General features: G+C 33.6%; 22 protein-coding genes. 18 read left to right on the top strand and 4 right to left on the bottom strand.

Going from position 1 to position 21,849, the window contains the following annotated elements; genetic code table 11:
- Positions 1–67: 67 nt before the first annotated feature.
- Both bacA and BED47_RS13320 read right to left on the bottom strand, forming a co-directional pair.
- Positions 68–868: an undecaprenyl-diphosphate phosphatase gene (bacA, locus tag BED47_RS13325; protein ID WP_069034064.1), complete on the bottom strand. Its 801-nt coding sequence runs from the start codon at positions 866–868 to the stop codon at positions 68–70.
- Between the two features lie 229 nt (positions 869–1,097).
- Complete coding sequence (locus BED47_RS13320) at positions 1,098–1,265, bottom strand: YycC family protein (RefSeq protein ID WP_069034063.1); 168 nt, start codon at positions 1,263–1,265, stop codon at positions 1,098–1,100.
- Positions 1,266–1,349: 84 nt separating this feature from the next.
- On the opposite strand from BED47_RS13320, the gene BED47_RS13315 reads away from it, so the two are divergent.
- Complete coding sequence (locus BED47_RS13315; protein ID WP_286143849.1) at positions 1,350–2,084, top strand: glycerophosphodiester phosphodiesterase; 735 nt, start codon at positions 1,350–1,352, stop codon at positions 2,082–2,084.
- Positions 2,085–2,167: 83 nt separating this feature from the next.
- Here the strand turns inward: BED47_RS13315 and BED47_RS13310 are convergent, their stop codons facing one another.
- Positions 2,168–2,416, bottom strand: coding sequence for a DUF2627 domain-containing protein (locus tag BED47_RS13310; RefSeq protein ID WP_069034062.1), 249 nt, complete (start codon positions 2,414–2,416; stop codon positions 2,168–2,170).
- Between the two features lie 180 nt (positions 2,417–2,596).
- Here BED47_RS13310 and BED47_RS13305 point away from each other — a divergent pair, with 180 nt between their 5' ends.
- From BED47_RS13305 to BED47_RS13250, 12 genes are all read left to right on the top strand, one after another.
- Complete coding sequence (locus BED47_RS13305) at positions 2,597–4,669, top strand: sigma-54 interaction domain-containing protein (protein WP_069034061.1); 2,073 nt, start codon at positions 2,597–2,599, stop codon at positions 4,667–4,669.
- Positions 4,670–4,878: 209 nt separating this feature from the next.
- Positions 4,879–5,784, top strand: coding sequence for a phosphate butyryltransferase (gene yqiS, locus BED47_RS13300; RefSeq protein WP_069034060.1), 906 nt, complete (start codon positions 4,879–4,881; stop codon positions 5,782–5,784).
- A gap of 30 nt (positions 5,785–5,814) precedes the next feature.
- Positions 5,815–6,909 (top strand): branched-chain amino acid dehydrogenase, encoded by a 1,095-nt coding sequence (gene bcd / locus BED47_RS13295; protein ID WP_056475213.1) that lies wholly within the window; start codon positions 5,815–5,817, stop codon positions 6,907–6,909.
- Between the two features lie 117 nt (positions 6,910–7,026).
- Entirely contained in the window at positions 7,027–8,127 is a 1,101-nt protein-coding gene (gene buk / locus BED47_RS13290) for a butyrate kinase (protein WP_069034059.1), read from the top strand.
- A gap of 19 nt (positions 8,128–8,146) precedes the next feature.
- Positions 8,147–9,568, top strand: coding sequence for a dihydrolipoyl dehydrogenase (lpdA, locus tag BED47_RS13285; protein WP_069034058.1), 1,422 nt, complete (start codon positions 8,147–8,149; stop codon positions 9,566–9,568).
- A 97-nt stretch (positions 9,569–9,665) separates the two neighbouring features.
- Positions 9,666–10,670 (top strand): thiamine pyrophosphate-dependent dehydrogenase E1 component subunit alpha, encoded by a 1,005-nt coding sequence (locus tag BED47_RS13280; protein WP_069034057.1) that lies wholly within the window; start codon positions 9,666–9,668, stop codon positions 10,668–10,670.
- 16 nt (positions 10,671–10,686) lie between these two features.
- Positions 10,687–11,670: an alpha-ketoacid dehydrogenase subunit beta gene (locus BED47_RS13275; protein ID WP_025671106.1), complete on the top strand. Its 984-nt coding sequence runs from the start codon at positions 10,687–10,689 to the stop codon at positions 11,668–11,670.
- Positions 11,671–11,697: 27 nt separating this feature from the next.
- Positions 11,698–13,032, top strand: coding sequence for a dihydrolipoamide acetyltransferase family protein (locus BED47_RS13270; RefSeq protein ID WP_069034056.1), 1,335 nt, complete (start codon positions 11,698–11,700; stop codon positions 13,030–13,032).
- A 651-nt stretch (positions 13,033–13,683) separates the two neighbouring features.
- The gene (locus BED47_RS13265) at positions 13,684–14,160 is read left to right on the top strand and encodes a GNAT family N-acetyltransferase (protein ID WP_069034055.1); all 477 of its coding nucleotides are present in this window, start codon (positions 13,684–13,686) and stop codon (positions 14,158–14,160) included.
- 167 nt (positions 14,161–14,327) lie between these two features.
- A complete protein-coding gene (locus BED47_RS13260) occupies positions 14,328–15,575 on the top strand; it encodes an MDR family MFS transporter (RefSeq protein ID WP_069034054.1) in 1,248 nt (415 codons plus the stop codon).
- Between the two features lie 272 nt (positions 15,576–15,847).
- Entirely contained in the window at positions 15,848–16,159 is a 312-nt protein-coding gene (locus BED47_RS13255; RefSeq protein ID WP_069034053.1) for a hypothetical protein, read from the top strand.
- A 110-nt stretch (positions 16,160–16,269) separates the two neighbouring features.
- Entirely contained in the window at positions 16,270–16,707 is a 438-nt protein-coding gene (locus tag BED47_RS13250) for a BrxA/BrxB family bacilliredoxin (RefSeq protein ID WP_025671100.1), read from the top strand.
- Positions 16,708–16,807: 100 nt separating this feature from the next.
- On the opposite strand, the gene BED47_RS13245 is transcribed toward BED47_RS13250, so the two are convergent.
- Positions 16,808–17,002 carry a hypothetical protein gene (locus tag BED47_RS13245; RefSeq protein WP_069034052.1) on the bottom strand — a complete coding sequence of 65 codons (195 nt, stop codon included), beginning with the start codon at positions 17,000–17,002 and terminating at the stop codon, positions 16,808–16,810.
- A 155-nt stretch (positions 17,003–17,157) separates the two neighbouring features.
- Here BED47_RS13245 and BED47_RS13240 point away from each other — a divergent pair, with 155 nt between their 5' ends.
- From BED47_RS13240 to BED47_RS13220, 5 genes are all read left to right on the top strand, one after another.
- Positions 17,158–17,640, top strand: coding sequence for an NUDIX hydrolase (locus tag BED47_RS13240; RefSeq protein WP_254664599.1), 483 nt, complete (start codon positions 17,158–17,160; stop codon positions 17,638–17,640).
- Between the two features lie 454 nt (positions 17,641–18,094).
- Positions 18,095–18,850 (top strand): transporter substrate-binding domain-containing protein, encoded by a 756-nt coding sequence (locus BED47_RS13235; protein WP_069034051.1) that lies wholly within the window; start codon positions 18,095–18,097, stop codon positions 18,848–18,850.
- Between the two features lie 96 nt (positions 18,851–18,946).
- Positions 18,947–20,287 carry an aspartate aminotransferase family protein gene (locus BED47_RS13230; protein ID WP_084006908.1) on the top strand — a complete coding sequence of 447 codons (1,341 nt, stop codon included), beginning with the start codon at positions 18,947–18,949 and terminating at the stop codon, positions 20,285–20,287.
- Positions 20,288–20,366: 79 nt separating this feature from the next.
- Positions 20,367–21,026, top strand: coding sequence for an amino acid ABC transporter permease (locus BED47_RS13225; protein WP_069034049.1), 660 nt, complete (start codon positions 20,367–20,369; stop codon positions 21,024–21,026).
- On the top strand, positions 21,019–21,741 hold the full coding sequence (locus BED47_RS13220; RefSeq protein WP_069034048.1) for an amino acid ABC transporter ATP-binding protein: 723 nt from the start codon (positions 21,019–21,021) through the stop codon (positions 21,739–21,741). The genes BED47_RS13225 and BED47_RS13220 overlap by 8 nt, the downstream gene beginning before the upstream one ends.
- Positions 21,742–21,849: the final 108 nt, after the last annotated feature.

Below are 21,849 nucleotides of genomic sequence, written 5' to 3'. Positions count from 1 at the left end.
AAGTTGAATACAGAAATAAAAAAATAGGACTACCAATATGGTTGTCCTATCTTTTCGTAGTTTTTAATTAAAATATAAATACAATCGTGAAAACAATTGCTACAATAAAACGATAAACTGCAAAACCTGTTAGTTTTACTTTCTCTAATAATTTTAGGAAGGAAACGATCGCAAGTAATGCAACTACGAATGCAGTGATGAATCCAGTTGCGAATAATGGTAAATCTGAAGCACTTAAAATATCGATATTTTTAACAAAATCTAATCCACTTGCAGCAATCATCATTGGTACTGCTAAAATAAAAGTAAATTCTGCAGAAGTTTTTCGATCTAAACCAAATAATAATCCCCCAGCAATAGTAGAGCCTGATCGTGAAAATCCCGGCCATAAAGCTAGCATTTGGAAGCAACCAATAATAAAAGCTTGTTTATATGAGATGTGATCTAAATCAGATGATTTAGGTTGTTTAGAGACTTTTTCAGCAACAATTAATAAAATACCGCCAGCTACTAATCCGATTACAACCGTTTTAGGTGAGAATAAAACATCTTTAATGAAATCATGGAATATTAGCCCTACAATCCCGGCTGGAATAGCACCGATAATAATATGAATTAAGTTGAGGTTTGTTTGTCTATAACCATCTGATTTAACTCCTAATACTGACCAAAGTCGTTTCCAAAAAACAACAACTACCGCTAGAATTGAACCAAGTTGAACAATTACTTCAAAAAATGAAGCCTTCTCACCTGTGAAATTTAATAAATCAGCAACTAAAATCATATGACCAGTAGAAGAAACCGGTAAAAATTCAGTTAATCCTTCTACCATCCCCATGATCAAACCAATTAACCAATCAGGTAACATTTAAAAATACCTCCATAAATACTATTCGTTATAAAATATACACAATACATTACATTTTACTTGAAAACTAATTAATATGAAAGGAAGTTTAAATTAAAATTAGCTCATAATTGTTAATTATTTGTACAATTTTACATAAAAATGTAATTTAAGATTAGAATTAATAAAAAAGGTGCATAAAAAAAGAAGTAGAAAAACTACTTCTGCCTTCTTTATTAACACTGATATACTATTTAGATTCGTGATCCTCTGAAGCTTCTTCGCCTTTAGACAAATCCAATTCCATCAACTTTTTCATTAATATATGCTGTGGCATATGCATAATTTGTTCTAAAGGAACGTTTAATTTCTTAGAAAGTAAAATTGCAGTCTCAGGCGAAATTTGCAATGGTCGCATAATAATCCTCCTTAGTTTCGTAAAATTAGTATACAATAAGAAAAAGAAGAAAGTACATATTTTCTCAACAAGGGGGGAATTTGAGTGGTTGATATTATTGGTCATCGAGGTGCTGCAGGAACCTACCCAGAAAATACAATGGTTTCTTTTATGGCATGTGAAGATTTAGGAGCAGACGGCATAGAGTTAGATGTACACTTATCAAAAGATGGTGAAATCGTTGTTATTCATGATGAAACAATAAATCGTACAACGAATGGTAAGGGTTTTGTTAAAGACTATACTTTAGCTGAATTAAAGCAATTTGATGCAAGTTATCGATTTAAACGCCAATTCAAGGGGTGCACAATTCCAACCTTAAAAGAAGTATTTGAATGGGCAAAAGGAAATAACTTTAGTATCAATGTTGAATTAAAAAATGATAAAATTGAATACCATGGACTTGAGGAACGAGTAATAAATTTAATCCGTTCATATGAATTTGAAAAAAGAATCGTTTTATCTTCCTTTAATCATAAAAGTATGCTTAAGTTCCACTTAATGGCACCGGATATTGAAACAGCAGTTCTATTTAATAGAAGAAGTAAAGAACCGTGGAAGATTGCTGAAGATTATAAAGCAAAGGCAATTCATCCTAATTATCGCATTATTACTGATGAACAAATCGAAGAAACTATTGAACATCACATAGCCGTAAGACCATATACAATTAATGAACCAGCTGTTATGAAACGATTATTTGAAGTCAATTGTACAGCGATTATTACTGACTATCCAGAACTAGCTTTCCAAGTTAGAAGTCAACTTCTTAGTAAATAAAAAAAGTGCTCTCATCAGCACTTTTTTTGTTTTGTTATTTATCTTTTGGTTTTAATGAGACCTAAGTTATACTCCGACAAAAATTATCTTTTTAAAAATCTGCCTTGAACTTTGTTTCGTTTACGATCTCTAAATAATACAAAGCTTCCGACTAAATAAAAACCGACTCCTAATGATACAAGCCCGATTAATAATTGTAATGGAAGATTTGGAATGCCAAAAGAATGGATTAGAAATACCGTATCACGAAGTAATTTAATTCCGATAACTGCTAAAGCTATTGGTACAACAATCACAACGAATGCTAACATACGTGTAAATGATTCTTTCATGTTTATTAATTCCTCCGATAAAAGTAACAATAAATTTACGTAATTCTCTTTCTTCATAATCTTATACAAGGATAGTGTTGTCAAGACTTATAAAACATTTGAAATAGACGAAAGAATGACTTTATATATATAATAGTCTAATGTGTTTAATAATTTGTTGAAATTAGTAGGTGAACTAAGATGAAACAAAACGTAATGATCGTTGGAATGGGAACAGGAGGCACAGCTGTATTAAAGCTTCTATCACATTCTGATTTATTTCATGTTGTTGCAGTAGTAGATATGATAAAAGAGGCTAAAGGTTTAGAATTTGCTAAAAGCTTACACATTCCAATACTAAAGGATTGGAAGTCTAATTTAAACGAAGAGATTGATGTTGTCATAAATACCACTGGAGATGAAACCATTTACCAGGAATTAATCGAGTATAAATCTAAGAATACTTTAGTAATCCCAGGTTCTGTTGCAAAAATGATATCTGATCTTGTTCAAGAAAAAGAATCACTTTTTAATTTAATCGATAATAAAAAAAGACAACAAGAACTCATTTTGGACAACACTCATGATGGGATGATTGTGGTTGATAAATGGGGAAAAATTCTTTTATTTAATCGCTCTGCAGAAAGAATGTTACATACTGATAAAGATGCTGCGATTGGTAGGTATATATTGGATGTTGTCCCTACTAGTAAATTACCCCGCGTTCTTCAAACAAAAAAGAAGGAAATTAATCAAGAGCATATTTTAATTAATGGAAGTAAGATTTTTACGACTCGAATTCCAATCTTTCGAGAAGATGGTGAACTTGAAGGTGCAATTTCTGTTTTTAAAGATGATACTGAGGTAATCGATTTAGCAGAAGAGGTTACAAATTTAAAAGAAGTTTATAGCATGCTTGAAGCAGTCATTCAAAGTTCGGATGAAGCAATTTCAGTTGTTGATGAAAAAGGAAATGGAATTATTATTAATCCGGCATACACAAGACTGACTGGATTATCAAGTGAACAAGTTATTGGTAAACATGCAACGATTGATATTGCTGAAGGGGAAAGTGTGCATTTAAAAGTGTTGAAAACAAAACAAGCAGTTCGTGGACATCGAATGAAAGTCGGGAAGCAAAATCGTGATGTCCTAGTTAATGTGGCCCCTGTAATCGTTGACGGGAAACTAAAAGGTAGTGTTGGAGTAATCCATGATGTATCTGAAATTTCACAGTTAACAAATGAGCTACATAGAGCACGCCAAATTATTAGAACATTAGAGGCAAAGTACTCTTTCGAGGATATTGCAGGTGAATCTGAAGGTATTCAATTAGCGATCATGCAGGCGAAATTAGCTGCGAGCACTCCTGCTACCGTATTACTTCGTGGAGAATCCGGAACAGGTAAAGAATTGTTTGCTCATGCGATTCATAATGAAAGCGATCGCAAATATAATAAATTCGTTCGAGTGAATTGTGCTGCGATTTCTGAAACTTTATTGGAAAGTGAATTATTTGGTTATGAAGAAGGTGCTTTTTCTGGTGCAAAACGTGGTGGGAAAAGAGGACTTTTTGAGGAAGCTAATAATGGTAGTATTTTCTTAGATGAAATTGGAGAATTATCACCTGCAATGCAAGCCAAACTATTAAGGGTCCTACAAGAGAAAGAAATAAGACGCGTTGGTGGGACAAAGTCTATTCCTATAAATGTGCGAGTGATTGCTGCGACGAATGTTCACCTGGAGGAAGCAATCATTGAAGGAAAGTTTCGAGAAGATCTTTATTATCGATTAAATAAACTTCCTATTATAATTCCTGCACTAAAGGATCGAATTGAAGATATTTTACCGATTGGCGAAAGATTATTAGCAAAAATCAATCAAGACTACGGTCGAAATGTTGAGGGAATCTCATTATCAGCTTTAAATAAATTAAAAAGTTACAATTGGCCTGGTAATGTTAGGGAATTAGAAAATGTGCTAGGAAGAGCTGTTATATTTATGAAATTTAATGAAAAACAAATCCTACCCGAACATTTATCAGCGATTGTGCAAGTTAAGCAAGAACAATCTGTTCATCATAACGAAGTTCATACTGAAGAGATAAGCTCCCTTGATGAAATGGTTACCAATTATGAAGGTGAAATTATTGAAAAGATATTAATGAAAAATAATGGCAATAAAACAAGGTCAGCAAAAGAGCTTGGAATATCAGTAAGGAATTTATATTATAAATTGGAAAAATACCACACTGCAAAAAATAGCACGCAATAATTTGCGTGCTATGAATATTTTTGCATACAATTACTGTCATTTTTCAAAATATTGTTGTAGAATAGATTTATTGGTGTTACTAGTACCTGGTACTAGATTGTTGGTAATGTAAGGCTTTTCAACTATTTTTAAAATAGTTTTATCCTTTTTTAAAAGTTGGCACGCAAATTGCTTTATATAGTGCAGGGGGATGAAAGGAAGGGCTTTCAATGAATTTAACAGATATAATGTTACGTGCGAAAAATCATTCTAGGCAAACTGTTGCTGTAGCTATTGCTGAGGACTTCGAAGTAAAAGAAGCAGTTTCATTTGCATTAGACAATGATTTAGCAAACTTTTTACTTTTCGGAAACGAGCAAGCGATCTATGAAATGTATGAAGAATTATTAAAAAACGAACAATTTGCAGAAAGACTAAAAATTGTTCATTCTCATTCAAACAAAGAGGCTGCTAAAAATGCAGTTGTAGCTGTTCGCTCTGGTGAAGCTTCAATTGTAATGAAAGGTAATCTTTCATCTTCAGTTCTTCTAAAAGAAGTATTGAACAAAGAATATGGTTTAAGAGATAAAAGTGTTTTATCACATGTTGCAATATTCGACGTACCAGGTAGAGAAAATGCAGTAATCGTAACAGATGCTGCGATGAACATAGCACCTACGTTAGATCAAAAGGTGAAAATTATTGAAAACAGTGTTGAAATTGCAAGGAAAGTAGGAATAGAAACCCCTAAAGTTGCTGTACTGGCAGCTGTTGAAGTAGTAAATCCTGCAATGCAAGCAACACTAGATGCAGCAACACTAACTGTCATGAATACAAGAGGACAAATTAAAAATTGTATTGTTGATGGACCATTAGCGCTTGATAATGCCATTTCTGTTGAAGCAGCTAAACATAAAGGCTTAACTGGAGAAGTTGCTGGGCAAGCTGATATTTTATTAGTACCTACAATAGAAACTGGAAATATTTTATATAAATCTTTAGTCTTTATGGCTAACTCAGAAGTGGCTGCACTTATTGCTGGAGCAAAGGCACCGATTGTTTTAACATCGCGTTCTGACTCTGCAATGACAAAATTATATTCATTAGCATTAGCTATATGTAATTCTAAAAACTAAACTTACACATTTTAAGGGAGCTGTTATTACATGGAAATCTTCAAATACTTAGAAACTTATGACTATGAGCAAGTTGTTTTCTGCCAAGATAAAGAATCAGGATTAAAAGCAATTATTGCGATCCACGATACTACATTAGGTCCAGCTTTAGGTGGAACAAGAATGTGGACTTACGAATCAGAAGAAGCTGCAATTGAAGATGCTCTACGTTTAGCAAAAGGTATGACTTATAAAAATGCTGCTGCTGGCTTAAACTTAGGTGGAGGAAAAACTGTAATCATCGGTGATCCACGTAAAGATAAAAACGAAGCAATGTTCCGTGCATTTGGTCGTTATATCCAAGGCTTAAATGGTCGATACATTACTGCTGAGGACGTAGGTACTACTGTTGCAGATATGGATTTAATCCACGAAGAAACTGATTATGTAACTGGTATCTCACCATCATTCGGTTCTTCAGGTAATCCATCTCCAGTTACTGCATTTGGTGTTTACCGTGGTATGAAAGCTGCTGCAAAAGAAGCATTTGGAACTGACAGCTTAGAAGGTAAAAAAATTGCAATCCAAGGTGTTGGTAATGTTGCTTACAGCCTTTGCGAGTACTTACATGAAGAAGGTGCTCAATTAATCGTAACGGATATTAATAAAGAAGCTGTACAACGTGCAGTAGAAGCATTTGGTGCTACAGCAGTAGATCCAGATGATATTTACGGAGTAGAATGTGATATTTATGCACCATGTGCTTTAGGTGCAACAATTAACGATAAAACAATCCCACAATTAAAAGCAAGAGTTATTGCAGGTTCTGCAAATAACCAATTAAAAGAAACTCGTCATGGTGATTTAATCCATGAATTAGGTATCGTTTATGCTCCTGACTATGTAATCAATTCTGGTGGAGTAATTAACGTTGCTGATGAGTTATACGGATACAACTATGACCGTGCAATGAAAAAAGTTGAAGGCTTATACGATAACATTGCAAAAGTTATTGAAATTTCAAAACGTGACGGTATTCCAACTTATTTAGCTGCAGACCGTTTAGCTGAAGAGCGTATTGCTACAATGGCTAAATCTCGTAGCCAATTCTTATCAAATGGTCACAACATCTTAAGCAGAAGATAATTGACCAAATAAAATTTAATTAAAATTCCTTTATTTTTTAGGTGGAAAGAAAGAGGGAAGTAATAGTACCTCTTTCTTTCTAGTTATAAAGGTAAGGTAAACTTAGAAGGGAGAGTGTTGACAATGCATCGTATTTTAGTAATTAATCCTGGCAGCACATCCACAAAGGTTGGTGTATTTGATGATGAAAAACCAATTTTTGAACAAACAATACGCCATGACGATGAAGAATTAAATAAATACAAAACAATAATTGATCAATATGAATTTAGAAAAAATGTTATTTTAGAGGTATTACACAAAGAAGGCATTAACATTTCTAAATTAAGTGCTGTATGTGGTCGAGGTGGACTGCTAAGACCAATCGAAGGTGGAACTTATGCAGTAAATGAAATCATGTTAGAAGATTTGAAAATTGGTTATAGTGGTCAGCATGCTTCAAATCTTGGTGGAATTATTGCTAATGAGATTGCACAAGGATTAAACATTCCAGCATTTATCGTTGATCCAGTAGTTGTAGATGAATTACATCCAGTTGCAAGAATCAGCGGACAATCACTTATGGAAAGAAGAAGTGTTTTCCATGCTTTAAACCAAAAAGCTGTCGCACGAAAAGTATCAAAACAGTTAGAACAGTCATATAACGATTTAAACCTTATTATCGCCCATATGGGTGGAGGTGTGAGTGTTGGTGCTCATAAAAAAGGACGCGTAATTGACGTAAATAACGGTTTAGATGGTGAAGGACCTTTTAGTCCAGAGCGAGCAGGAACTGTACCAATTGGTGATCTAATAAAACTTTGTTACTCTGGTGACTACTATGTTAACGAAGTACAAAAAATGATGGTTGGTCAAGGTGGTTTAGTTAGTTATCTTGGAACAGCTGATGCAATTAAAGTTGAAAACATGATTGAAGATGGTGACGAAAAAGCTGCATTAGTATATGAAGCAATGGCTTACCAAGTCGCAAAAGAAATTGGAAGTGCGGCAGCTGTTCTTGAAGGTAATATTGATGCAATTATATTAACAGGTGGAATTGCTTATAGTGATTTTATTGTTAATGAAATAACTAAAAGAGTTAAGTTTATGGCACGTGTAATTGTTTTACCAGGTGAAAATGAACTTCAAGCTCTTTGTGAAGGTGCACTTCGCGTACTTCGAGAAGAAGAAGAAGCAAAAATCTATCCTGGAGAATTTGCAGTTAAATCTTTAGTATAAATGTGAGGAGAATTTCATCATGGCAACAGAATATGATTTAGTCGTACTCGGTGGCGGTACAGGCGGCTATGTAGCTGCTATTCGTGCTTCTCAATTAGGATTAAAAGTAGCGGTAGTAGAAAAAAACAAACTTGGTGGAACTTGCTTACATGCAGGCTGTATCCCAAGTAAAGCATTATTACGTAGTGCAGAAGTTTTTTCAACTGCTAAGAAAAGTGAAGAGTTTGGTGTTGAAACATCAGGCGTAACATTAAACTTTAGCAAAGTACAACAAAGAAAAGAAAATATCGTTGCCGGGCTTCATAAAGGTGTTGAACACTTAATGAAACAAGGGAAAATTGATGTATACAATGGTTTAGGACGTATTTTAGGACCTTCAATCTTTTCTCCAATGCCAGGAACAATTTCAGTAGAAATGAATGATGGTAGCGAGAACGAAATGCTAATTCCAAAGAACGTATTAGTTGCAACTGGTTCAAGACCAAAGTCTTTACCTGGATTAACTATTGATGGTGAGCATGTAATGTCATCTGACGAGGCGTTAAAAATGGAGACACTTCCTGAGTCAATTATTATCGTTGGTGGCGGTGTAATCGGTATTGAGTGGGCTTCAATGTTAGCAGATTTTGGTGTTGAAGTAACAGTAATCGAGTACAGTAAAACTATTTTACCTTTAGAAGACGAAGAAATTTCTAAAGAAATGACTAGATTATTAAAGAAAAAAGGGATTAAATTAGTTACTGATGCAAAAGTTTTAGCTGAAACTTTAGTAATCGATAATGGCGTTAGAATTAATGCGCTTCATAAAGATACTGAGAAATCTTTCACTGCTGAAAAAATGTTAGTATCTGTTGGCCGTCAAGCGAATGTTGAAGGAATCGGATTAGAAAATACTGACATCGTAGTTGAAAATGGTTTTATCCAAACAAATGCCAATTACCAAACTAAAGAATCACATATTTATGCGATTGGTGATGTTATTGGTGGTTTACAATTAGCACATGTTGCTTCAAGAGAAGGTACAATTGCAGTTGAGCATATTGTAGGAAATTCACCTCTTCCATTAGATCCAACAATGGTTAGTAAGTGTGTTTATAGTAATCCAGAAGTTGCATCTGTTGGCTTAACTGAGCGTGAAGCAAAAGAAAAAGGTTATAAAGTTAAAAAAGGAAAATTCTCATTCCGTGCAATTGGTAAAGCTTTAGTTTACGGTGAGCAAGATGGATTTGTTAAAATAATTGTTGATGAAGAGACCAATGATCTTCTTGGTGTTCATATGATTGGACCTCATGTAACGGATATGATCTCAGAAGCAGGTTTAGCACGAGTATTAGATGCAACTGCATGGGAAATTTCTCATACAATTCATCCACATCCTTCATTATCTGAAGCTATTGGTGAAGCAGCACTTGCTGTAGAAGGATTAGCAATTCACTCTTAATTTAAAAAATTGAAATGTAGAGAGCAAATCTCTACATTTCATCACTATAATGATTTAAAACGCTTCCACACATGTATGTGGTAAAAGGGGGATATTTATGGAAAAGGTTACAACTTCAAACCGTCATGAACAGCTTGGTCTATCAAATGATGACGTTCTTAGTATGTATGAAACAATGCTAATGGCACGTCGTATTGATGAGCGTATGTGGTTATTAAATCGTGCTGGTAAAATTCCGTTCGTTATTTCTTGTCAAGGTCAAGAAGCAGCTCAAGTTGGATCAGCGTATGCATTAGACAATACAAAAGATTACGTATTACCATATTACCGTGATATGGGTGTAGTTTTACAATTTGGAATGACAGCAAAAGAATTAATGCTTTCTGGTTTTGCAAAAGCAGAAGATCCAAACTCTGGTGGACGTCAAATGCCAGGTCATTTTGGTCAAAAGAAAAATCGTATCGTTACTGGTTCATCTCCAGTTACAACTCAAGTACCTCACGCTGTAGGTGTATCTCTAGCTGCAAAAATGGAAGGTAAAGATATTGTCTCTTGGGTTTCATTTGGTGAAGGTTCTTCTAACCAAGGTGATTTCCATGAAGGCGCAAACTTTGCTGGTGTACATAAGTTACCAGTAATTTTCATGTGTGAAAATAACAAATATGCGATCTCAGTACCGATTGAGAAGCAATTAGCGTGTGAAAAAGTATCTGATCGTGCAATTGGATACGGCATGCCTGGTTTCACTGTTGATGGAAATGATCCTTTAGAAGTTTATCGTGTAACAAAAGAAGCAGTTGACCGTGCTCGTCGTGGAGAAGGTCCAACATTAATCGAAGCTGTATCTTATCGATTAACTGCTCACTCTAGTGATGATGATGATCGTATCTACCGTTCTCGTGAAGAAGTAGAAGAAGCAAAAAGCAAAGATTGCTTATTTACATTTGCTAAGTACCTTCATGAAGTTGGTGTGTTAACAGAAGAATTAGAAAAAGAAATCGATACAAAAATTCGTGCGATTGTTGATGAAGCAACTGACTACGCAGAAAACGCTCCATATGCAGCAGCTGAGCATGCATTGAAGTTTGTTTACGAAGAATAAGAGGGGGTAGGACAATATGGCAGTAATGTCTTATATAGATGCAGTAACTTTAGCGTTAAAAGAGGAAATGGAACGCGATCCAAAGGTATTTGTATTAGGGGAAGACGTTGGATTAAAAGGTGGAGTATTTAAAGCTACTCATGGTCTATATGATCAATTTGGTGAGGATCGTGTATTAGATACACCACTAGCAGAATCTGCAATTGCGGGTGTTGGTATTGGTGCTGCAATGTACGGACTTAGACCAGTAGCTGAAATGCAATTTGCTGATTTCATTATGCCTGCAGTAAACCAAATTATTTCTGAGGCTTCAAGAATTCGTTATCGTTCAAACAATGACTGGACTTGTCCTATTACGATTCGTGCTCCTTATGGAGGCGGTGTACACGGTGCACTTTATCACTCTCAATCTGTTGAGAAGGTATTTGCAGGTCAACCAGGATTAAAAATTGTAATGCCATCTACACCTTATGATGTAAAAGGTTTATTAAAAGCAGCAATTCGTGATAATGACCCAGTAATTTTCTTTGAGCATAAACGTGCTTATCGTTTAATTAAAGGTGAAGTACCTGAAACTGATTATGTACTTCCAATTGGGAAAGCTGATGTAAAACGTGAAGGTGAAGATATCACAATCATCACTTACGGACTATGTGTACATTTTGCTCTTCAAGCTGCTGAAAAATTAGCTCAAGATGGTATTTCTGTACATGTTTTAGACTTACGTACAATTTATCCATTAGATAAAGAATCTATTATCGAAGCTGCTTCTAAAACAGGAAAAGTTTTATTAGTAACTGAAGATAATAAAGAAGGAAGTATCATGAGTGAAGTTGCAGCTATTATTGCTGAAAATTGCTTATTTGAATTAGATGCGCCAATCGCACGCCTTGCTGGCCCTGATGTTCCGGCAATGCCTTATTCTCCTACAATGGAAAAATTCTTCATGGTTAATCCAGATAAAGTAGAAAAAGCGGCTAGAGAACTTGCAGCATTTTAATGGCACTGTTTGAAAAAGGGGGACATAATGATGATCGAAAATATTAAAATGCCTCAATTAGGTGAAAGTGTAACTGAGGGTACAATCAGTACTTGGTTAGTAAAAGTAGGAGATCGTGTAAATAAATACGATCCACTTGCAGAAGTTATGACAGATAAAGTTAATGCTGAAGTACCATCTTCATTTTCTGGTGTGATTAAAGAATTAATCGCAAATGAAGGGGAAACTTTAGCTGTTGGTGAAATCATTTGTACGATTGAAGTTGAAGGAGCTGCTGGTGAAGTAGCTGCTACTACAATCGAAGAAACTAAACCAGTTGAAAAAGCTGCACCTGTAGCACCAGCACAAACTCCTGTAGCTGCTGCACCGGTTCAAACTATTGCTAAAACTGATGAGTCTGGTAAAGTACGTTATTCTCCAGCTGTACTTCGTTTAGCACAAGAAAATAATCTTGATCTTTCATTAATTCCTGGTTCAGGAAATAATGGTCGAGTTACTCGAAAAGACGTTTTAAATGCAATCGCAAATGGTGTACCTCAAGCGGCACCAGCACCTGTTGCAGTTGAAGCTCCTACTCAACCAGTTGTAGCACAAACTGCTCCTGCTGCTCAAGTAGCTAAAGCACCTGCTGCAGCACCTGCACCTGTTATCCCAACAGCAGTTGGTGATATTGAAATTCCAGTTACAGGTGTACGTAAAGCAATTGCTTCAAATATGTTACGTAGTAAACATGAAGCTCCACATGCTTGGATGATGATTGAAGTAGATGTTACAAACTTAGTTAATTACAGAAACAGCCTTAAAGATTCTTTCAAGAAAAAAGAAGGTTTCTCTTTAACATTCTTCGCATTCTTTGTTAAAGCTGTAGCGCAAGCACTTAAAGAATACCCAATGATTAATTCAATGTGGGCTGGAGACAAAATCATCCAAAAGAAAGATATTAACTTATCGATCGCTGTTGCAACAGACGATGCATTATTTGTTCCAGTTATTAAAAATGCTGATGAGAAAACAATCAAAGGTATCGCACGTGAAATTACTGAATTAGCTACAAAAGTTCGTACTGGTAAATTAAAATCAGACGAAATGCAAGGTGGCACATTCACAGTAAATAACACTGGATCATTTGGTAGTGTTCAAAGTGCGGGTATCATTAACTACCCACAAGCTGCAATTTTACAAATTGAAAGCATCGTAAAACGTCCAGCTGTTGTAAACGGAATGATTGGTGTTCGCGATATGGTTAACCTATGCTTATCACTTGATCACCGTGTACTAGACGGCTTCATTTGTGGTAAATTCTTAGGAAGAGTAAAAGAAATCCTAGAAAATACAACAAAAGAAAATACGAACGTATATTAATTTATAAATGAAAGAGGTTGTCTTAAGGGCGACCTCTTTTTTTATGATCTTTTGTATAATGTGAAAATAAAAATCGTTGTGCGAGGTGCAAAAAAAATTCTAGATGCAAAAAAAATAGGGGAACTGCAAATAAAGTCAAGGTGCAAATAAAAATAGGGAATCTGCAATTAAAATAAGTAAAACTGCAAATAAAATTACCAAAACCGCAATTAAAATTACCAAAACCGCAATTAAAATTACCAAAACCGCAATTAAAATTACCAAAACCGCAATTAAATCCGTTGCTATCACAAATAAAATGAGAAATTACCCATACCGGTTGGAGTATTTTAACTTAATAATAGTAAAAAATTGACCCATTTATTTAGAAAACTAGCAAGTTTATTCTAAATTCTTTCTCCTATGAACAAAAATAGTCTTGAATTACGCTAAAATCTATAAAAATGGCCACATAAAATTATTTAAAAAGAAAAACACCACCGAGATACCCCCTCAACTATGTTCAAAGTAATTAACACAGTTATTTTTTCAATAATAAAAGGAGTAGATGTGAGTCTTCTATCCCTAACTTAAAAATAACCCTTTGTTAGTGATTTGTGATAAAATTTAATAGTCATAAAATTCAGTATTTTTTTAAAAGGAGTGGAATTCATGCTAGTTGAACAAAATGGCTATTACATATCCACGAATAAAGAATTATTAAACAGAGAAGTTATTTATAACTTTTTAGACAAAGATTCATATTGGGCAAATGAAATTCCTTATGAATATATTGATCGATTTATTAAAGGTTCATTCTGTTTTGGTGTTTACAAGGGTAATCCAGAAGAAAGTGATCCAACCCAAGTAGGCTTCGCAAGAGTAGTATCAGATGGCGTCACGTTTGCTTATTTAGCAGACGTATTTATTCTCCCAGAATATCGTAAACAAGGCTTATCAAAATGGTTAATGGAAGTAATCATGGGTTATGAAAAACTATCAACTGTGCGAACATTCATGCTTAAAACAAGGGACGCTCACAACTTATATCGCAAGTACGGCTTTGAAGTGATTGATAATAGTAAAAACCGATTCATGGCTATATTAAAAGACAATCTCTATCGAAATTTGAAAAAAATTAAGGAGTAGCATGCTATTCCTTTTCTCTTTAACCCATTTTTCCTACATGCTATACTATTTTCCTTTACTTAACCTCCAGTTTACATTTTGCCCCATAAACTAAAACCTTTACAAACTGTAACATTTGTAAGATAATTTACAAATATGTGACATCTTAGAGAAATAGGGGGGATAAGATGTTTAAAAATTTATCTGCCGTACATCCTGTTGCTTGGAATATCGTTATTGGAACTTTATTCGTTAGATTTGCGAGCACAGTAAGTATGCCGTTTTTAGCTATTTATTTAACTTCAGTTAAACATATCTCACCTGCAATGGTTGGGCTTATGTTAACAGTTTCAGCTTTTTTAGGGGTGTTTTTCAGTTTTATTGGAGGAACTCTTTCTGATCGTATTGGAAGGAAAACTATTTTATTATCGAGTATTTTTTTATGGTCTATTACATTAGTTGGTTTTGGACTAGGAAATTCATTTGCCTGGTTTTTTGTGCTGAACTCGATCTTAAATATTTGTTCATCATTTTTCGAACCTTCTTCAAGGGCATTACTTTCTGATTTAACCGACGAGAAATCAAAACTGTTAGTGTTTAATTTGCGGTATGCCGCTATTAATGTTGGGGTTGCAGTAGGTCCTTTAGTTGGTTTATATCTAGGAAGCTCAAAAAGCACATTGCCATTTGTATTATCTGGAATTGTGTACTTTTTTTATGGTTTAACATTATTATTTATGTTATCTAAGTATAAAATTGGAGAAGGAAAGTCTGCTTCGACAAACAAAGTTTCGATGAAGGCATCGTTTTCAATTTTACGTAAGGATATTATCTTTGCTTTAACGATTTTAACAATCTGTTTCTATGGTCTTGGTTATTCACAAAGCTTTTCAACAATGTCTCAATATTTTGCGAATGCACCACAGTTTCATAATGGCGTTAAACTGTATGCATATTTAACTACAATCAATGCAGTAACTGTAGTAATACTTCAATTCCCAATTGTAAGTAGAATGAAGAATTTTTCACCTACTGTATCTATGATGATTGGTAATGTGATTGTTAGTTTAGCTGTTGCTGGATTTGGGTTATTTACTAACTTTTTCTTATTAGCAATCGTAATGATTGTGTTAACTGTAGGAGAAATATTTGCATTTACATTTACAGATGTATTTGTCGATCAGCTTGCTCCTGAAGAATTAAAGGGAACTTATTTCGGAGCAATGGGATTCTCAAAACTCGGTTTCGTTTTCGGTCCAGCGCTTGGTGGAAGTTTATTAGCTTACTTCGGGTATGAAAATGGTGGCCGTGGATTTGTAATTATTAGTGCAATCGCTTTTATCAGTTTTCCAATGATGTTTTTTGTAAATCGACTTTTTCAAAAAAGAAAAGTAGTCAAGGTTGAATCGGATTCAAAGTTAACTGTTAATTCTTAAAAGAACGCTTTTAAAGCGTTCTTTTTTATTTCTACTACTATTCTCTGTGTAAAACTCAAAGAACACTAAATACACTGGCATATTCTTTGTATTTTTTTCAGCTTCTTATCAATTACAGGCGTAATATTTGTTTTGTTTTCTTATTCATTTTAATATTGGCGTTCGGTATTGGAGAAAGTTAACAATTAGAGTTTTTTCATTTCATACTAATAAAGTATGCTTTCGTTCTTTTCCTCATATATTGTATAAACAAGCGATATGGAGGGAGAGATATGGACGAACTTCTTTTTGATCAGCTTAAGTTATTAAGTTGGGACTGTGTAATATTAGAAGGTGCTAGTGAGCAAGAAGAAGAGCTAATGAAAAATGTTTTATCCACATTACATTCAATCGGATTAAAAAATAAAATTGATGCTAAAGTTTTATTTATTGCAGGAGATGTGGAAAAGATTGATCAGTTTGTCATAAAAAATCCATTCGTAACTGTCATACGAGTTGTCGAAGAATTAAATGAAGATTACCAATACGCCATATCTACTTTAGCTCATTTACCGAATGTAATCGTAGAGTTAGTGAATGAATAATTAAGGTATTATAAGATTCACGTGAAATAATATAACTAGCAGGTTCAAAAGCTTGAATTAATAGCCGCTAAATTGGTAAGATGAAAAAAAGCATGTAAGGAGTAGATGAAATGAATATGAATTTTAATTTTTTTATGAATGATGTTGTCCATACTGCACGTCAAGAAATCGTAGCGGCTGGTTATGCAGAGTTAAAAACACCTGAGGAAGTAGAACAAGCATTAGAAAAGAAAGGTACTACACTTGTAATGGTAAACTCAGTATGTGGTTGTGCTGGTGGTATTGCTCGTCCTGCAGCAGCACATTCAGTGCACTACGATACAAGACCTGACCAATTAGTAACTGTGTTTGCAGGGCAAGATAAAGAGGCTACAGCGAAAGCTCGTGAATATTTTACTGGTAAAGCACCTTCATCTCCGTCATTTGCACTTTTAAAAGACGGTGAACTTGTAGCGATGGTTGAGCGTCATGAAATAGAAGGCCATGATCCAATGCAAGTTATTCAAAAACTTCAAAATTACTTCGATCAATTTTGTGAAGAAATTTAAATAAAAAAGTACAAAAATTTATGGGGAAATTCCATAAATTTTTGTACTTTTTTTGTGCATAATATTATTATTATGTAAACTGGAGTTTAAATAAAGCGTTTTAGTTAATTATTTTGTAAATAAAATAAAAGATAAAAAAGAAAGATAATGCAGCTAATGAGCATGCGAAAATTAATAATAATAATGCATCCTTATATGCCGTTTCATCATATTTTACTCGAAAAGCGAAGGATTCTAATTTATGTTTTTTTAATTTTCTATATTGGTTTATATCGATAATATTTGATTGATCCACAACACACCTCTCCTTTGTAGTACTAATATATTAATTAAATTTTAAAATATTCTAAATAATTAGTAAAGTTGTTTTGTAAACAAATTAATAGCAAATTATGCCATAATTAATAGGAATAAAATTTACTAATATGCTTGAAAGGTAAGTGGGAATTTGTGAAATATACTTTATGTTTTATCAAACGAAATGATGAACTATTAATGTTAAATCGTATAAATGCTCCTACAATGGGAATTTGGAATGGTGTTGGTGGAAAAATAGAAAAAGGGGAAACAATCGAAAGATCCGTTCAAAGAGAGATTGCAGAAGAAACTGGAATTCAGCTTGAGTTGAGAGATATAACATATAAAGGTAAAGTGACTTGGCATGAAGAAAATGTGGATTTCGGGGGTATGTATGTATTTCTGGCTAAGGTTTCTAATGGCTTAATATATGATACGCCTTTAAAAACAGATGAAGGAATTTTAGATTGGAAAAAAATTGATTGGGTAATAGATGAAAAAAATCAAGGAGTAGGAGAGTGTATTCCTTATTTTCTTCCAATACTATTAAAAAACGAGCGAAATCATCATTATTCCTTTTATTATAAGGAAAATAAGGTTATTGATGTACTAATAGAAGAAGAAGTTTTAATATAATAAAATAATTTATAAATGAATAATGTAATCATTTTTATGAAAATACCATTTCCACAATGGTGTTTTTTTTATGAATAAGTATGAAAACGCTTAAATTTGGGGGAATTAAAGTGTTTGGTCATGAAAAATGTAGTAATTTGCGAGATTTGTCGAAAGGTTTTTGAAAGATTTGAAAAAGTCTAATAATAAGACTCTCATTCACTCGATTGAATAAATATATAAACATAATGAATATTAATAAAAAAATTTTTTATATAATATCCCTGTAAAATTAAGCTATATCTAATTTTTTTGTCGAAATGCTGAAAAAACTAGTTGCATATTTATTAGTATGTGTTAAAATTCATTTTGTAGAATAATTATTCATTCGAAAAAAATGGTTGTTTAATAGAATACTAAAAAAGATAATAGAAATAAGAAGTTTGAATTTTACGAAAATTAGGGGGAAGCATTAATGAAAAAATTAGTCGGAGTTTTAGCTGCATCAGCATTATCAATTGGAATGTTATCTGCTTGTAACAAGTCAGATGATAAAACCTTAATCTTAGGAACAAGTGCGGATTATAAGCCTTATGAATTTATTGACACAAAAAATGACAAAATCGTTGGGTTTGATGTTGATTTAGCTAAAGCGCTTGGTAAAAAAACTGGATACACAATTAAAGTAAAAGATATTGATTTTACCTCATTAATTACTGCGATGAATGCAGATAAAGTAGATTTTATTATGGCAGGTATGAAAAAGACACCTGAACGTGCGAAAAATGCAGATTTCACTGAGCCATATTTCACAGATCAAAATGAAATAGTTGTAAATAAAGATTCAAATATTAAAAGTGTTGAAGATTTAAAAGGAAAAACAGTCGGTGTACAAGCTGGTTCAATTCAAGAGACAAAAGCAATTGAAGTTTCTAAAAAGGTTGGATTTAAAGTTGAAAACCGTAACCGTATTCCTGAGATGGTAGAAGAATTAAAAGCTGGAAGATTTGATGCTGTTGTGATCGAACAATCTGTAGCTAGTGGCTATCTAAATAAATTACCTGAAATGCAAGGTGAATTAATGCAAGATTTCTTTGAACAATCTGGTTCGGCAGTAGCTCTTCCAAAAGGAAGTAAATTAACACCTAAATTTGATAAAGCGTTAAAAGAATTAAAAGAAGATGGAACTGTTGATAAATTAGTTAAAAAATGGTTCGGTGAATTGAAGTAATCCGTAAGATTTTAATAGTAAAAAGATAAACCTTAAGGGGATGACGGAAAATATAGAAATGATAAGTTTTTGTTGTAAACAGGGGAGGAATTATTGATGGAGAGAGATTGGAGTCACTTATTAGAAAAAATGCCTTTACGTCTTGCACCAAGCATGGCAAAGGATCATCCAAACTTACCAGTTGTAAAGGAAGAAGGCTGTTACTACTATGGTGTAGATGGTAAAGAGTACTTAGACTTTACATCTGGCATTGCTACTACAAATGTTGGACATCGTCATCCAAAAGTAGTACAGGCAATTAAAGATGGCGCAGATTCTTTAGCACATGGTCCATCGGGGGTTATTATTTACGAATCGATTTTAAAGCTAGCAGATGAGTTGGCTGAAATTCTTCCTGGTAACTTAGATACTTTCTTTTTTGGTAATAGTGGAACTGAAGCGATTGAAGGTGCTATTAAGCTAGCTAAACATGCTACTAAGCGTCCATATATTGTTTCATTTATTGGTTGTTTCCATGGCCGTTCTATGGGAGCATTAAGCGTTACGACTTCAAAAAGTAAGTATCGAAAATTTTTACAACCAACAGGATCATATCAAATACCTTATGCAAATGTTTCAGAATGCCCTGAAGGTTATGATGAAGAACAATATGTAGTAGAGCAATTAGAAAAAGATTTTAAACGTTTATTTAATCATCAAGTAACACCAGAAGAAGTAGCTGCAGTTATTGTAGAGCCAGTTCTAGGTGAAGGTGGATATGTAGTACCACCTAAAGCATGGTTAAAGAAAATACGAGAAATCTGTGATAAAAATAATATTTTACTAATTTTTGATGAAGTTCAAACTGGATTTGGCCGTACAGGAAATTGGTTTGCTGCACATACTTTTGATGTAACGCCAGATATTATGGCAATAGCAAAAGGGATTGCAAATGGTATTCCTTTAAGTGCTACTGTAGCATCAAATGAACTAATGAAACAGTGGCCACTAGGTAGTCATGGAACAACATTTGGAGGTAATCCAATCGCTTGTTCAGCTGCATTGGCTGTTTTGGAAATTATAAAAGAAGAAAAGCTTTTAGAAAATACGAGAGAAGTTGGAGCTTACGCAGTAGAAAAACTGAATGCATTAAAAGAAAAGCATCCGGTAATTGGGAGCATTCGCTCAATTGGTTTAATGATCGGCATTGAAATCATTAATCCAGCAACAAAAGAACCAAACGGTGATGGATTATTTAAAATTCTTGATCTTGCTTTGGAAAAAGGTGTTTTATTCTACTTCTGTGGTAATAACAGTGAAGTAATTCGAATGATTCCACCATTAACAGTTACGAAGAATCAAATCGATGATGGGTTAGCAATCTTAGATGAAGCATTAACAGAATATGAGCAATCCATTGGATATGAATTATATGAAACAAAGGGCATTGGTTTCTAAACCAGTGCTCTTTATCTAAACAGACTTTGTCGAATGAACTTTGCAATTTAAAAGACAAATAGTAAAGGAGTACTACAATATGAACTTAGATTTTTCTCAAATTGTCCCTTCAATTCCATATATATTGGCCGGATTAAAATTAACACTATTAGTAGTTGTTTGTTCAATTTTATTAGGTCTTGTTTTAGCAATTTTACTTGCATTAATGAAAATTAGCCGTGCAAAATGGTTAGTTGTAATAGCTGATTTTTATACTTCCATTTTTCGTGGAACACCGATGGTTTTGCAATTAATGATCATTTATTATGGTTTACCACAATTAATTGGATTCGATATCGAAAAGTTTCCAGCAGCGGTATTAGCTTTTGGTTTGAATTCAGGAGCTTATGTATCAGAGATTATCCGTGCAGGTATACTAGCAGTAGATAAAGGTCAACAAGAAGCTGCTTCAGCTTTAGGAATCCCTTACCGTAAAATGATGTCAAAAATAATTTTACCTCAAGCATTTAAAAATATTTTACCAGCATTGATGAATGAGTTTATTACGTTAACGAAGGAATCAGCAATGGTAACAGTAATTGGTGCATCTGATTTAATGAGAAGAGCTTTCTTAGTAGGTGGAGAGACTTATTCATTTATGGAGCCACTTATTTTTGTAGCTGCAATCTATTACATTATCATTATGATCCTATCACTTCTAGGTAAATCTGTTGAAAGGAGAATGCGTACAAATGATTAAAATTACTAATTTAAATAAAAGCTTTGGTAATGTTCATGTATTAAAAGGAATAACGACTACAATCGAGCAAGGATCTGTTGTTGCTGTAATAGGCCCATCTGGTTCTGGAAAGTCTACATTTTTACGTTGTATGAATTTATTAGAAACTCCTTCAAATGGTGAAATTTGGATGGATGAAATTGAAGTAACGAATCCTAAATGTAATATAATGAAAATTCGTGAAGATGTAGGTATGGTATTCCAGCATTTTCATTTGTTCCCACATATGACAGTTTTAGAAAATATTACGTATGCTCCGATTAATGTAAAAGGTATGAGTAAAACTAAGGCAGAGGAAAATGCAAAGGCACTACTTGAAAAAGTTGGACTTCTTGAAAAAGCAAACGTATATCCTCCTAAACTTTCAGGTGGTCAAAAACAACGTGTCGCTATAGCAAGAGCACTTGCAATGGAACCTAAAGTAATGCTATTTGATGAACCAACTTCAGCTTTAGATCCAGAGATGGTAAAAGAAGTACTTGAAGTAATGAAATCATTAGCACATACTGGTATGACAATGGTCATCGTTACACATGAAATGGGTTTTGCAAAGGAAGTTGCAGATCGAATTCTATTCTTAGACGAAGGAAATCTAGTTGAGGATGCAACTCCGATCGAATTATTCACAAAACCAAAAACAAATCGTGCAAAGCTATTCCTTGAGAAAGTTTTATAAGTTATTAATCACTTAAATGTGAAGAATCCCTACTTTTCATCTGAAAAGAGGGATTTTTTTATTGACAAAAAATTCATTGAATTACTTAAAAAATGTCAAAATATGTTT

Origin of the sequence: Gottfriedia luciferensis, from assembly GCF_001712755.1 — a bacterium.
Lineage (GTDB): Bacteria > Bacillota > Bacilli > Bacillales > Bacillaceae_G > Gottfriedia > Gottfriedia luciferensis_B.
This window is presented reverse-complemented; position numbering and strand designations above follow the sequence as displayed.